This is a genomic window from Nitrospira sp. Nam80, from assembly GCF_965152575.1.
In genome coordinates, this window is the sequence record NZ_OZ224216.1 from 2920350 (window position 1) to 2933858 (window position 13509).

The following is a 13509-nucleotide window of genomic DNA, read 5'->3' on the forward strand; positions in this document are numbered from 1 at the left end:
GGAACGGTACTACGGCGTAGGACTCATCGACTCGGTGTGAGGAAGGAGCCAAGCAGATGAATCGGCGGAAGTTTTTGCGGCAGAGCGCGGGTCTCATGGCGGCGGGAGCGGCTGCCTTGATTCTTCCTGCGGCCCGCGCAGGAGAGACCGTAGTTCCGCAGGATCCCATGCGCGTGCCCGGCGCGTTACCTCGTCCATACGGCGAGCGGTCGCCGTTTGAGAAGCAGGAACGCCTCGGTGGAGCCGGACCGGGAACGCCCCATGGATGGGGCGCCAACGCTCCGAATAACTACAATTCGCTCACACCGATTCAAGATCTCCACGGGATCGTCACGCCGTCGTCGCTGCATTTTGAGCGACACCATAACGGCGTCCCCGCGATCGATCCAACTCGCCATCGATTGCTGATTCATGGGCTGGTGGAGAAGCCGTTGATCTTCACCGTCGAAGAATTGGAGCGGTTGCCCGCCGTTTCCCGGCTCGCCTTTGTTGAATGTTCGGGCAATACCTGGGACGGCTGGAAGGACGCGCAGGACTTTTCGGTTCAGGATACTCACGGGTTGACCAGCACGAGCGAATGGACCGGTGTGAAGCTGTCCACTCTGCTTGACTCGGCCGGCATGCGTCCCGAGGCCTCTTGGATGCTGGCTGAAGGCAGCGATGCGGCCGGGCTGAACCGCAGTGTTCCCCTCACGCCGGAGGTCTTGCAGGAGGCGATGATCTGCTATGGCCAAAACGGCGAGGCGTTGCGCCCTGAACAAGGATACCCCTTGCGGCTCCTTCTGCCGGGATTCGAGGGCAATATCAATGTGAAGTGGCTCCGGCGACTCAAGCTCGGGTCCGCCCCATTCATGACCCGCTGGGAGACGGCCAAGTACACGGATCTGATGCCCGATGGGAAGGCATATCAATTTACGCTCGTGATGGAAGCCAAATCGGTAATTACTTATCCCTCCGGCCGCCAGCGGATCCATCCCGGCATTCACGAGATCAGCGGCCTCGCATGGAGCGGCCGGGGGCGGGTCACGAAAGTAGAGGTCAGCTCCGATGGCGGACGAACCTGGCAAGAGGCTCGATTGCAGGAGCCGGTGCTGCCCAAATGCCATACGCGTTTCCGCCTCCCCTGGCGATGGAACGGCCAAGAAGCGGTCTTGCAAAGCCGGTGCGTCGATGAAAGCGGGTATGTCCAACCGTCGCGAGAGGAACTCGTGAAAGTCCGGGGAACCAATTCCATCTATCACTACAACGCAATCCAAAGCTGGAAAGTGGAGCAGGATGGATCGGTACGGAACATCTATGCGTGACGGGACCGTGAACAGGCCCGCCTGCTTCATACTCGCATACCTCGGAACGGCGGTGGTCGTGCTTGGTTGCGTGTGGCCCGGATGGTCGGGGGGCGAACACGGAGGGATGGATACAATCGGTCGCCCTGCGACCCAAGAAGAGATCCGAGCCTGGAACATCGATGTCTCACCGACCGGTGAAGGCTTGCCGCCGGGACAAGGCACGGTGCAGCAGGGTTCCCGCGTGTTTGCGACGAAATGCGCGGCCTGTCACGGGCCGACCGGGGTCGAAGGGCCGAAGGATAGGCTCGTCGGCGGGCAGAATACGCTGCAGGCCGCCAAGCCGGTCAAGACTATCGGCAGCTACTGGCCTTATGCGACCACTCTGTATGACTACATCAATCGCGCCATGCCGTTTGACGCGCCGCAGTCTCTCACACCGGATGAAGTCTACTCGGTGATCGCCTGGCTGCTCTTCCAAAATAAGATCATCGCAGAGGATATGGTGTTGGACGCACAGGCCCTGCCGACCATTCAGATGCCGAATCGAAACGGCTTTGTGATGGACCCAAGGCCGGATGTCAGGTAGCCAACCGCTGAACGCCGAGCAAACTCGACGTCCATCATTTCATCATAAGTAGAGATACAGCGCCGCCACGATGCCGAAGAACTCGGATGTGTTCCTGCCCCGCAGGCTGAACCAGGGGCCGGCAATGACCCGACATGTTGATTCCAGAGGTATTCGACAGCGGGCGCGAGGGTGAGCACTTCGCTATAGCCCTTTCCGACGGTCGCGGGCTCCGCCGTCACGCCGACACCAGGCGTTCCGGAAAAGCGGGTCGCCTCTGCCAACTGCACACTCACGTCAAGCGCCAGAACCAGATGGCGGGTCAGCGTATATTCGCCGGCGACCGTGAGCGTGGTCACTGATCCCGGCTCCACACGGCCTTCCGTCCCGAACCCTCCGCCGTACGAGTTGAACCCTTGCACGGTGACCGGTGAATAGAATCCGTAGGAGGCATTCAGGCGTCCCCTGAACACATGACCGTCGTCCAGCCAGAACAGCTTTTGCGCGCCGATGCCGAAAGTTGTGGCAAACGATCCGCCGCCTGTCCCACCCAGATGCCCTCGGGTCGGCTGCAACTTGCTATAAGTTCCCGTCGGAAATGTCTCTTGAACCCAGAGGCGGACATCGGGCCGCCATGACTGGACGCGGCCTCTCACCACTTGAAAGCCGATCTGAAGCGGAAAATCTCCAAAGCCGTCGATCGACTCGTCCTGGGAATGATTGCCGAGCCACTGCGGCGCAATTTCCACATCGATACGATCGGTCACGCCGTAGATGAAATAGGTTTGCGCCACGGTGGTACGGGTGGTGGTCGCCGATTGCAGCCGCCAATTGTTGTTGTACAGTCCGCCGAATCGGGTGAAGTAGAAGTAGGGCTCCACTACCATATGGCCGTGATCCATCGTACTGCCGCGGGTGGAGAGCAGCGTGCCCGTAAACAGCGGGGCTTCACGAACCGGCGCGCCGGCTGCGAAGTCGCCCGCCCATGCGGTGTCGAGAAGCATACAGCAGGCGGCGAGTAGACTTAGAAGGCACCATCGGGCAGGAATCATGTAACATGCCAACTCGTGCGCAAGGAAAAGCTGCGCCTCTTAAATCATCCTTTATTCTTTAGGCGGTGAGCTAAGGAAGTTCACGGCCAGGGAGGCCATGGTTCGAGTGCCGATCACCAAGGCGCTCTCATCGACAAAGAAACCGGGACTGTGGTTCGGCGCGGCCTTCGCGGGATCTTGATCGCGGGGCGTGATACCCATAAAGACAAAAAGGCCCGGCGTCGCTTCGGCAAAGAAAGAAAAGTCTTCGGACGCCCCCACCAGCGGCCCATGACGCAGCCGGCCGTCCGTTGCCCGGTGCAAGACTGGTCGAGCCCATTCAGCCAATCGCTCATTATTCACCGTCGTATTATAGATATTGACGATCGACACATCAGCTGTGGCTCCGGCACTCTCTGCAATCTTTTCCGCCGTGACTCGGCTGTCATGGTGAACGACTTCCCGTACACTGTCATCGTACGTCCTGATCGTTCCCGTCATATGCACCGTCTCAGGGATCACGTTCCCCGCTTCGCCCCCGGTGATCATGCCGATCGTGACGACGGCAGGTGAAAGAGCCAGGTTGGCCTTCCGGCTTACCACGGTCTGCAGGCCGGAGATGATAAGGGCCGACGTTGCGATGGGGTCAATGGAGTTCCACGGCATACCGCCATGCCCTTGTTTCCCGGTCACCGTGATGTCGAGAGAGTCACCGCTTGCCGTGGTTGCACCGCTGCGATAGAAAATTTCACCGGAGTGTCCCGGCATGACGTGTAAACCGAAGACGGCATCGGGTTTTGTCTCTGCGAAGACTCCTTCTTGGAGCATCAATTTGGCTCCCCACGTCTTTCCGGAGCCTGGTGCAAAGAGACTGGAGCCTTCCTCCGCCGGCTGAAAGATGAACTGGACCGTGCCGGGTAGGTCGTCCTTCAAACCGGCGAGCACCTCGGCCGCCGCCATCAACATGGCGGTATGCGTATCGTGCCCGCAGGCATGCATGACGCTGACCTCTTTTCCCCCATGCCGCCCTTTCGCCTGGGAGGCAAACGGTAACCCCTCCGGTTCCTTGACGGGAAGCGCATCCATATCAGCGCGTAGCGCCACCGTGCGACCCGGCTTGGCCCCCTTAAGAATGCCGACCACTCCCGTCCGCGCGATGCCGGTTTTGACCTCCAGCCCCAGGCTGCGTAAATGTTCCGAGACAAGGCGAGAGGTGCGGTTTTCCTGGTCCCCGAGTTCCGGGTGTTGATGAATATCTCTCCGCCAAGCGATCAGCTTGGCCTCTACCGCTGCGGCCCTCTCCCGAACCTTCGCCTCAAGAGAAGGATTCTCAGCCTTCCCTTCGTTCGGAATCGATATGGAGAACAGCACTCCGAAGAAAAGGCCGGCAGAAAGGGGGAGAACGTTCATCGGTTGTCCTTTCGACACTCACTGACTATCCAGGCGAGTCATGGACTCATTCCACCGACTACAACATCCACATAACTAGGTCAACTGGACAATCCGGAACGATGCCATAGGGCTTGCGGGGGTGCGAACCGAAATCAACTCGCTTATGCGGAGTTCCTTGCCCGGCTTCGCGGCGACAGGATCAGAACGCCCGCGACTCCGGCCAATAATGAAGCAATGAAGATCGCGATCTTGGCGGCCGCATAGTCAGTCGCGTCGGCAAATGCCTGGCCCGCGATGAACAGGGACATCGTAAACCCAATGCCGGCCAAGGCGCCGGCGCCGAATAACTGGCGCCATGAATAGGCCGCCGGCTTTACGGCAATGCCCCCAGCGGACCGCAATCCAGGCGGCTGAAAAGATACCCAGGGGTTTTCCAACCACGAGGCCAAGAATGATCGCTGCAATCAGACGTGCATGCCCTTCGAACACATCGAACGACCAGACTACGCCGGCATTGGCGAGGGCGAACAAGGGCAACACGACGTAGCTGGACCAGGGCTCGACCGATCGAAGCAGTTTGCTGGCCGGCGATTCGATCCGATCATGGATGACATCCATGGCCTGAATGGCCGGCTCGGACGGTCCGTGCCGCATGACGGCGTCTCCGGCGCGTTTGATTTCGGCGCGAAAGACTGCTTCGGCTTGCGCCAACAGAGCGCGGAGATTCGCAGGGGGCAGCGTGGGAGTCACGGCGGCGAGGATCACGCCGGCCAGAGTCGCATGCAGCCCAGAGCCATGCAGACAGGCCCATAAGACGACCCCGACAATTGCATAGGGCAACGAACTATACACACCCCCCTGATTAAACGCCGCGAGCAGCCCCGTGACGGCGAGTGAGGCAACCAGATATCGCAGGTCGAGCGCGCCCGTATAAAGCAAGGCAATCAGGGCAATCGCTACCAGATCGTCCATGATCACTGCGGCAGTCAGAAACACGCGCAGCTCCACCGGGACTCGATCTCCAAGCAATACGATCAATGCCACCGCAAAGGCGGTATCCGTGGCGATCGTCATTCCCCAGCCCGCATGCCACGGACCCGGCGGGACGACGAGCAGGTAAATGAACGCCGGTGCGATCATGCCGCCGCACGCGGCAAGGATCGGAAGCGCGGCGGCCCGTCTCGTGGCCAGGCGGCCTACTGTGAACTCCCGTTTGATCTCCAGCCCCACCACCAGAAAGAAAATGGTCAGCAATCCGTCATTGATCCACTCGAGGACGGGCAATGTGAAATCTCGGCCGCCGATGTGAAGGCCAAAGGGCTCGTGCCACCAGGAGGTGAATGCCGAGCCGATCGTCGAATTGCTGAGCAGAATCGCCACGACCGACATCAGCAACAAAGAGAGGCCGGCAGACGGCGCCCATCGAACGAAATCCACCGTCGCGCTGTGAAGCCGATGCCCCAGCGAGCCCAGCATGGCTTCGGCGAGCGAGTTCTCGTCCCACGCGCCCTCATACCGGCGGTTTTTCAGATAGAACGTCGGCGTTTCCCGCACGCCGCTGCGCTGCGCGCTCCGAACGTCCTCGGCAACTCGCTCACCGGCCGCTCGTCGAGTCCCCTCATCCCACGCCTCGCGCGGCGGCAGATCGAACTCGGAGGCAATCCGTTCGAGGTCTCCTTCATGGAACGTCGGCCCGCGCGTCATCAGAGCATCGTGAATCGGCCAGAATTCTCCGGTCGTCTGCGACGCATACTCCGCCAGTACCGCGGCTCGCTCGGCCTCGTCGCTGCCTGGAATGGGCCGATGCCGAAACACATATCGCATCCGGTCGCCGAACCGATCGCGCAGCCGGGCAATGATGTCATGCGCGGCATGGCAATACGGACAGGCGTAGCTGCCGTACTCGACCAGCGTCATGTCGGCATGGGAGTTTCCGAGGATGTGATCCCGTTTGCTGTCGACCGGCCGATCCAATTTGTGTGCGTGGCCATGAGTCATCATTGACCGGCCTTCCAGAGAGGAGAAAACGACAATGGCTTGTTTATACCATCCCGGCAAATATTTCGGAACGCCGTCCCGGCAGCCGAGAGCGAACCTATGAATTGTTCTCGATCTTCAGGGTTGATCTGAACCTGAACCGGGCGCAAGATGAGTACGTATGAAGAGAAGGAGCTGCGCTTATGGCAACCATTTGCACCCATCTCAATCAAATTCGTACTGTGGAACCGAGCGCCGAAGGGTGTGAGGACTGTCTGAAGACCGGAGATACGTGGGTCCACCTTCGCCTCTGCCTCACGTGCGGACACGTCGGCTGTTGTGACTCATCCAAGAATACCCACGCAACGAAGCACTTTCGCAAGACGCAGCATCCGATCGTGCAATCGTTCGAACCGGGAGAAGCTTGGCGCTGGTGTTACGCCGATCAGCTGATGATGACAGGGTAAGGGCCAATTCGTGGCGGGGTATTATGTTCTGGGAGAGCATAACCGACAAGTCCAGGCAGCGCGAGAGCGGTTGGCGAAGCCGTCCTCGCCGGCCTGAAAGTCATGTAACCGCAGAACAGGCATTGTGAGGCTGTTATGGAGGCCGCTTATTGACCGGCGAACGAACAATGACGGTTCCGAGAGACACGCCTGTCTGGCCAAGCCTGCCTTTGCAGGCGTGGCGAGAGACCTACGCGACGCTCCACATGTGGACGCAGATCGTGGGCAAAATTCGACTGGCGCTGGCGCCGATGATCTGCCAATGGTGGGAAGTGACCCTGTATGTCACCCCTCGCGGACTGACCACGTCGCCGATACCCTACGGGACGCGGGTCTTTCAAATCGATTTCGACTTTCTCGACCACAAGCAGATAATTCAGACCGCGGAGGGAGAGATTCGCTCGATCGCGCTCGTGCCGCGCTCCGTTGCCGATTTTTATCAGGATACGATGGCGGCCCTACGATCACTGGGCATCGAGGTGGACATCTGGACGACGCCCGTTGAAGTGGACGACCGGACGCCGTTCGAACAGGACCGGCATCACACCGCCTATGATGTCGACTACGCCCAGCGGTGTTTGCGTATCTTGCTGCAGGCCGATCGTGTGCTGACGGACTTTCGCGCAGGATTCGAAGGCAAAGTGAGCCCGGTGCATTTCTTCTGGGGAGCGTTCGACCTGGCGGTGACTCGCTTCTCCGGTCGCCCTGCGCCGCAGCATCCCGGCGCCCCCCACCTCGCGAAATTCGTGGCGCAGGAAGCCTATTCACATGAAGTCAGCAGCTGCGGCTTCTGGCCGGGCGGAGGCGCGGTGGATCAACCCTGCTTTTATGCTTATGCCTATCCGGAGCCCGAAGGGTTTGCCTCCTATCCTATCTATCCAGACGAAGCTTTCTATAGTCGGGACTTTCGAGAGTTCTTGTTGCCGTATGACGCCGTTCGCAGGGCGGAGGATCCCGACCGCCTTCTTCTCGCGTTTCTGCAAAGCACGTATGAAGCGGCGGCCGATCTTGGCAAGTGGGACCGGGCTGCGCTGGAGCGGAGGAGCAAGTGATGGACGGCTCATTCGCCACGAAAGGAAAGGATCATGAGCGGCAGACATGAGGCGGAGGCGGCCGGACCGGCGATCGACATTCGTCGTGCCGACGATCGATTCCACACGCAGATCAGCTGGCTCGATTCTCGGCACAGCTTCAGTTTTTCGAGCCACTATGACGCAGCGAATACGCATCATGGCCTGTTGCTTGTCAGCAACGATGATCGCGTGGCGCCGGACACGGGCTTTCGCACGCATCCTCATCGAGACATGGAGATTGTCACCTGGGTCCTGGATGGGGAATTGGAGCATAAGGACTCTGAAGGCCACAAAGGCATGATCTATCCTGGGCTCGCGCAGCGAATGAGCGCCGGAACCGGCATCTGGCACAGTGAAATGAATCCGATGAAGGATAAGGAGGTCCATTTCGTACAAATGTGGGTGCCGCCGGATACGGAGCGGATCAATCCCGGGTATGAGCAGCTCGATATCAGCAGAGAACTGAATAAGGGCGGCCTCGTGCCGATCGCGTCAGGCCGCGGACATCAGGCGGCGATTTCGATCAGGCAAAAAGGCGCGGTTCTTTGGGGCGGACGACTCAAGCCCGGCGAGGCAGTGCAAGTTCCCGACGCCCGATATGTTCACATCTTTATCGCCAAAGGAACCGCCGAACTGGAAGGAGCCGGATTGTTGCAAACGGGCGATGCCGTGCGGTTGACCGCAGCCGGCGGCCGGCGGCTCAGCGCCGGCATACCGGACGGAGCGGAAGTCCTGATCTGGGAGACCGCAGCCGGCCTGTCGTCCAGGTAACCAGACGGTCCTGCGCCAGCAATGGGGACTACACACCGATGAGTCGGCGGCCGGTCCTCTTGGCGGGAATCATTCTGTGCCTGGGTCTCTCGCCGGGATGCGGCGGAACTCCCGAATCCCCGCCCGGCGGCAAGGCGCATATCCTGAACAATGGTTTTCGCAACACCGATCCGGCATTTGTTCCGCCGAGCTTCTGGGAGCGCCTGACCTTCGTCCCGTCGCGAACATGGACAACGACGTTTCATCCACGAGTATCCAACCTCCCGGTCGTTGATCACGCCGCGACTGATTCCCTGCATCGGAATACCGGGACAACCGCGACCTGGTTCGGGCATTCCACACTGCTCATTCGATTGGATGGGATGACGATCTTAACCGATCCGCAATGGTCGGAACGGGCCAGTCCGGTCTCGTTCGCCGGACCGAAGCGAATGACGCCTCCGGGCGTTCCCTTCGAACAATTGCCGCCGGTAGACATTGTCCTGATCTCGCACGATCATTATGACCATCTCGATGTAGACACGGTTCAGCGGTTGGCACAAATTCACGACCCGCTGTTTTTCGTGCCCCTCGGCTTACAAGCATGGCTCGCAGATCTCGGTATCACGAAGGTGGAGGAACTGGATTGGTGGGAGAACCGGGAGATCCGCGGTCTGACCTTCTCCTGTCTTCCCGCTCAGCATTTTTCAGGACGCACGCTGTGGGATCACAATCGGCGGCTGTGGAGCACCTGGGCGGTGGCCGGCGCCGGGAAACGGTTTTTTTTCGCGGGGGACACAGGCTATTATTCCGTCTTCAAAGAAATTGGCACCCGCTTCGGCCCGTTTGACCTGGCCGCGATTCCGATCGGCGCCTATGTACCTCCCTCGATGATGCGGATGACACATATGACGCCCGAAGCAGCCCTGCAACTATTTGCCGACATTCAGGCCCGGAACTTTGCCGCCATCCATTGGGGCACGTTCGACATGACGGATGAACCGATTGCGGAGCCGCCTCTCCGGTTGAACGCCGAAGCTCACCGATTAGGACTCGATCCCGCCCGGGTGTGGGTCTTTAAACATGGAGAGACGCGCGAATGGTAACGTTCCGAACCAGCCCGTCTCATGCCGATGATCCGTGGGTGAGCTCTTCCCGCCTTCCGCTTCGGACACCATCATAGGCTAGTTATCTCTGGGCGAAGGTGAAGCCTGTAGACCGAAGAGACCCGTGCCGATTGCACAATACTGTGGAGGTCCAACTTAATGATTCCTGGGTCATGACTGGGCGATGAACCAGGCAATTTCATGGCACAGCCTCGACATCAACGAGGAGTTGAACGGCTGGAGAGCGATCGGCGCCGTGGACTGGCGCCAGCCGAAGCAACGCGACGACTAGCGGAGTACGGACCCAACCGGCTTCCGCCGCCACGCAAACATCCGGCCTGGCTGCGTTTCCTCCTGCAGTTTCATAACGTGCTGATCTATATGATGCTAGTCGCAACGGTGATCGCCTTCCTACTGAGTCACTGGATCGACGCAGCGGTACTCTTCGCAGCCGTCATCGTCAATGCCGTCATCGGTTTTATCCAGGAAGGCAAAGCCGAGAACGCCCTCGATACGATCCGCAACATGCTTACGCTCCAAACGACAATCCTTCGCGATGCGGAACCAATCGTGATGGCTGCCGAGGCTGTCGTACCGGGCGACATTGTGGTCCTCTCGTCCGGTGACAAGGTGCCGGCCGATCTCCGCCTCATCGCCGGAAAAAGCCTGCATGTGAATGAAGCGATCCTGACCGGTGAGTCCCAGGTGGTGGAGAAGTTGCCGGCGTCGGTGCGGGAGGATGCGGCGCTGGGCGATCGCCGTTGCATGTTGTATTCCGGCACGTTGATAGCATCTGGACAGGCGTCCGGGGTGGTGGTCGCGACCGGCATTCGAACCGAACTGGGCCGCATCAGCTCGATGCTGGAGCAGGTGCAGGAAGTGACGCCTCCCTTGCTGCGCCAGATGGCGGGGTTCAGCCGGTTCCTGGGGATCGCCATCGGACTGATGGCGTTGGCCACTTTTCTGATCGGAGTTCTATGGCGCGGGCACGCTCCCGATGACATGTTCATGATGGTCGTGGCCTTGGCCGCCTCCTCTATTCCCGAAGGCCTACCCGCGATCATGACCATTACGCTGGCCCTCGGCGTGCGGCGCATGGCCAAACGCAACGCCATCATCCGGCATTTGCCGGCCGTTGAAACGCTCGGGTCGGTCACGGTCATCTGCTCCGACAAGACCGGTACCTTGACTAGGAATGAGATGACGGTCCAATCGATCACCGCAGGCCACCATATATTTGAAGTGACCGGGGTCGGGTATGCGCCGGAGGGCGGATTCCATCTGGCGGGAACGACCGTCTCGGCAGGCGACTATCCGGAGTTGATCACGGCCGTGCGGGCCGGTTTGTTTTGCAATGACGCGCGCCTCCGCCGTCATGATGGCACCTGGCTGGTTGAGGGCGACCCGACGGAGGGAGCCCTGCTCACCATGGCAGCCAAAGCGGGCATCGATCGCGCTGCTGAGCAAGAGGCTCTTCCACGCACCGATGGTATTCCCTTCGAATCCGAGCATCGCTTCATGGCCACGCTGCATCACGACCATGAGCGCCACGGATTCATTTTTGTGAAGGGCGCGCCCGAGCGCGTCCTCGACATGTGCACGCACTATCGCTCCGGCGCTCACGATCTGCCCCTTGACCCAACCTACTGGCTCGCCCGCGCCGCTGATTACGCCGGCCAAGGCATGCGTATTCTGGCAATCGCCATGAAGCACGCTCCATCCACTCGCCACGATTTGCGGTTCTCGGAGGTTGAGACAGGCTGCACCCTTCTCGCCCTCCTGGGAATCATTGATCCGCCCCGGGATGAAGCGACGGCCGCCGTGGCGGAGTGCGCGTCCGCCGGAATCCGGGTGAAAATGATTACCGGCGACCACGCGGATACGGCGCGCGCCATCGGCGCGCGCCTCGGCATCGGCCACGACAAGCCGGCCCTCACCGGCTCCGCAATCGAAACGATGGACGACACGCAACTTCGACTGATCGTGCCCCAAATCGATGTGTTTGCGCGTGCCAGTCCGGCACACAAGCTGCGTCTGGTCCATGCCCTGCAGGCGACGGGCCAGGTGGTCGCCATGACCGGCGACGGGGTCAACGACGCCCCGGCGCTCAAGCGCGCGGATGTCGGAGTGACCATGGGTTTGAAAGGCACCGACGCCGCGCAGGAAGCAGCCGATATGGTGCTGGCCGACGACAACTTCGCGACGATCAGCAGCGCCGTGCGTGAAGGGCGCGGCATCTACGACAGCATCCGGAAATTCGTGCTATTCATCCTGCCGACGAACGGAGGCGAAGCGCTGGTCGTGACGGCCGCAATCCTGTTCGAACTGACGCTGCCGTTGACGCCGGCGCAGGTGCTCTGGATCAACATGGTAACGTCCAGCACGCTCGGCCTCGCCTTAGCCTTTGAACCGCCGGAATCCGATGTCATGCAGCGGCCTCCACGCGATCCTCGTGAGCCGCTCTTGTCCTGGTTGTTCGTATGGCGGATTCTGATGGTCTCCGTGCTGATGATGACGGGAGCCCTCGGGCTATTCCTCTGGGAGTTGAACAGCGGCGCCACCATTGAAACCGCACGGACCATGGCCGTGAGCGCGGTCGTGGCGGCTGAGATGTTCTACCTGATCAACAGCCGCCATATTTTCGGATCCGTGATGTCGTATGACGGACTGTTCGGAAACCTCTATGTCCCGATCGTGATCGTCGCGTGCGCGGCCCTCCAGGCGGCTTATGTGTATGCCGGTCCGCTGCAGAAGGTATTCGGTTCGACGGGTCTGACTGCGGGAGAGTGGCTCAAGGTGGGTCTGGCCGGCGCGCTTGTCTTTATCGTCGCCGAAATCGAAAAGGCGGTGCAGCGCAGGTTCAATCGAACCTGGCGCCGGCGGCCGGAGTCTCCTTCCATGGGTTGATACCGACCGGCCATGCGTGTAAATATACGTGCCCGAGCGCCTGCAATCGTGAACTGCTGGAGGACTTCTCATGAAGGTCAGCGGATTCACATTCATTCGCAACGCCGTGAAATACGATTTCCCCGTCACCGAATCGATCCGATCCGCCCTGCCGATCTGTGATGAGTTCATTGTCAATGTCGGACATTGCGAAGACGGGATGTTGGAACTCATCCGAGCGATCGGTGATCCCAAAATTCGAGTCATCCAATCGGTATGGGATGACACTCTCCGCAAGAACGGGCTGCTCTATTCGCAGCAAACCAACCTCGCGCTGTCCCATTGCACCGGCGATTGGGCGTTCTACATTCAAGCGGATGAAGTCGTGCACGAGGAGGACCTCCCCGTCCTTCGGGAAGCGATGACGAGCCATCTGGGAAATCCGCACCTGAAAGGCCTCCTGTTTCGTTACTTGCATTTTGTCGCCGATTACTGGTCGACGAATCCCTGGGCCTATCACAAGGCGGTGCGCATGATTCGGAACAACGGCGAGGTCGAGTCCTGCGGCGATGCGGTTGGTTTCCACGTCAAGGCGACCGGGCAATACCTGCAGAGCGGACCGCCGGAATGGCTGGCCTACTCCGGCGCCCGGATGTTTCATTATGGATGGGTGAAAGACCCGAAAACGATGGTCGCGAAAAAGCGGGAACAGGTCGCGGTGTACCACGGCGACCATGTCCCCGCCTCGGAAGCAGAACAATTGGCAGGCGAGACCTTCCGGTTCGAGAATTACTCGGTCCTAAAGGAGTTCAGAGGACGTCACCCGGCGATGATGCGGGACCGGCTCCAATCCGCCGGGCGCTGGGCGACCCGGCCAAGCCGATGGCTGAACCGGCCCTTCTACCGCGAAATTTTTCGGCGCGGCCTTCGCGGATGA

At 60.2% G+C, this 13509-nt stretch carries 11 protein-coding genes and 1 pseudogene; 8 read left to right on the forward strand and 4 right to left on the reverse strand.

Annotated features, from left to right (window positions below; genetic code table 11):
* Window positions 1-56 precede the first annotated feature (56 nt).
* Complete coding sequence (gene soxC, locus ACWGXE_RS13670; RefSeq protein ID WP_447598346.1) at window positions 57-1304, forward strand: sulfite dehydrogenase; 1248 nt, start codon at window positions 57-59, stop codon at window positions 1302-1304.
* 106 nt (window positions 1305-1410) lie between these two features.
* A complete protein-coding gene (locus ACWGXE_RS13675; protein WP_447598348.1) occupies window positions 1411-1872 on the forward strand; it encodes a c-type cytochrome in 462 nt (153 codons plus the stop codon).
* On the opposite strand, the gene ACWGXE_RS13680 is transcribed toward ACWGXE_RS13675, so the two are convergent.
* The 4 genes from ACWGXE_RS13680 to nhaA all read right to left on the reverse strand — a co-directional run bounded on the left by ACWGXE_RS13680 (window position 1818) and on the right by nhaA (window position 6275).
* Window positions 1818-2903: a hypothetical protein gene (locus tag ACWGXE_RS13680; RefSeq protein ID WP_447598349.1), complete on the reverse strand. Its 1086-nt coding sequence runs from the start codon at window positions 2901-2903 to the stop codon at window positions 1818-1820. The genes ACWGXE_RS13675 and ACWGXE_RS13680 overlap by 55 nt on opposite strands.
* Window positions 2904-2954: 51 nt before the next feature.
* Entirely contained in the window at window positions 2955-4292 is a 1338-nt protein-coding gene (locus tag ACWGXE_RS13685) for an amidohydrolase (RefSeq protein WP_447598351.1), read from the reverse strand.
* A 143-nt stretch (window positions 4293-4435) separates the two neighbouring features.
* Window positions 4436-4582, reverse strand: coding sequence for a Na+/H+ antiporter NhaA (locus ACWGXE_RS13690; RefSeq protein WP_447598353.1), 147 nt, complete (start codon window positions 4580-4582; stop codon window positions 4436-4438).
* Window positions 4539-6275, reverse strand: coding sequence for a Na+/H+ antiporter NhaA (gene nhaA, locus ACWGXE_RS13695; RefSeq protein WP_447598355.1), 1737 nt, complete (start codon window positions 6273-6275; stop codon window positions 4539-4541). The genes ACWGXE_RS13690 and nhaA overlap by 44 nt, the downstream gene beginning before the upstream one ends.
* A 179-nt stretch (window positions 6276-6454) precedes the next feature.
* Here nhaA and ACWGXE_RS13700 point away from each other — a divergent pair, with 179 nt between their 5' ends.
* From ACWGXE_RS13700 to ACWGXE_RS13725, 6 genes and pseudogenes are all read left to right on the forward strand, one after another.
* Window positions 6455-6718: a ubiquitin carboxyl-terminal hydrolase 14 gene (locus ACWGXE_RS13700; protein WP_447598356.1), complete on the forward strand. Its 264-nt coding sequence runs from the start codon at window positions 6455-6457 to the stop codon at window positions 6716-6718.
* 167 nt (window positions 6719-6885) lie between these two features.
* Window positions 6886-7809, forward strand: coding sequence for a DUF5996 family protein (locus tag ACWGXE_RS13705; RefSeq protein ID WP_447598357.1), 924 nt, complete (start codon window positions 6886-6888; stop codon window positions 7807-7809).
* 33 nt (window positions 7810-7842) lie between these two features.
* A complete protein-coding gene (locus ACWGXE_RS13710) occupies window positions 7843-8601 on the forward strand; it encodes a pirin family protein (protein WP_447598358.1) in 759 nt (252 codons plus the stop codon).
* 38 nt (window positions 8602-8639) lie between these two features.
* A complete protein-coding gene (locus tag ACWGXE_RS13715; protein WP_447598359.1) occupies window positions 8640-9686 on the forward strand; it encodes an MBL fold metallo-hydrolase in 1047 nt (348 codons plus the stop codon).
* Between the two features lie 184 nt (window positions 9687-9870).
* Window positions 9871-12593 (forward strand): annotated as a pseudogene (locus tag ACWGXE_RS13720) (cation-transporting P-type ATPase).
* 70 nt (window positions 12594-12663) lie between these two features.
* Complete coding sequence (locus ACWGXE_RS13725) at window positions 12664-13509, forward strand: hypothetical protein (protein ID WP_447598360.1); 846 nt, start codon at window positions 12664-12666, stop codon at window positions 13507-13509.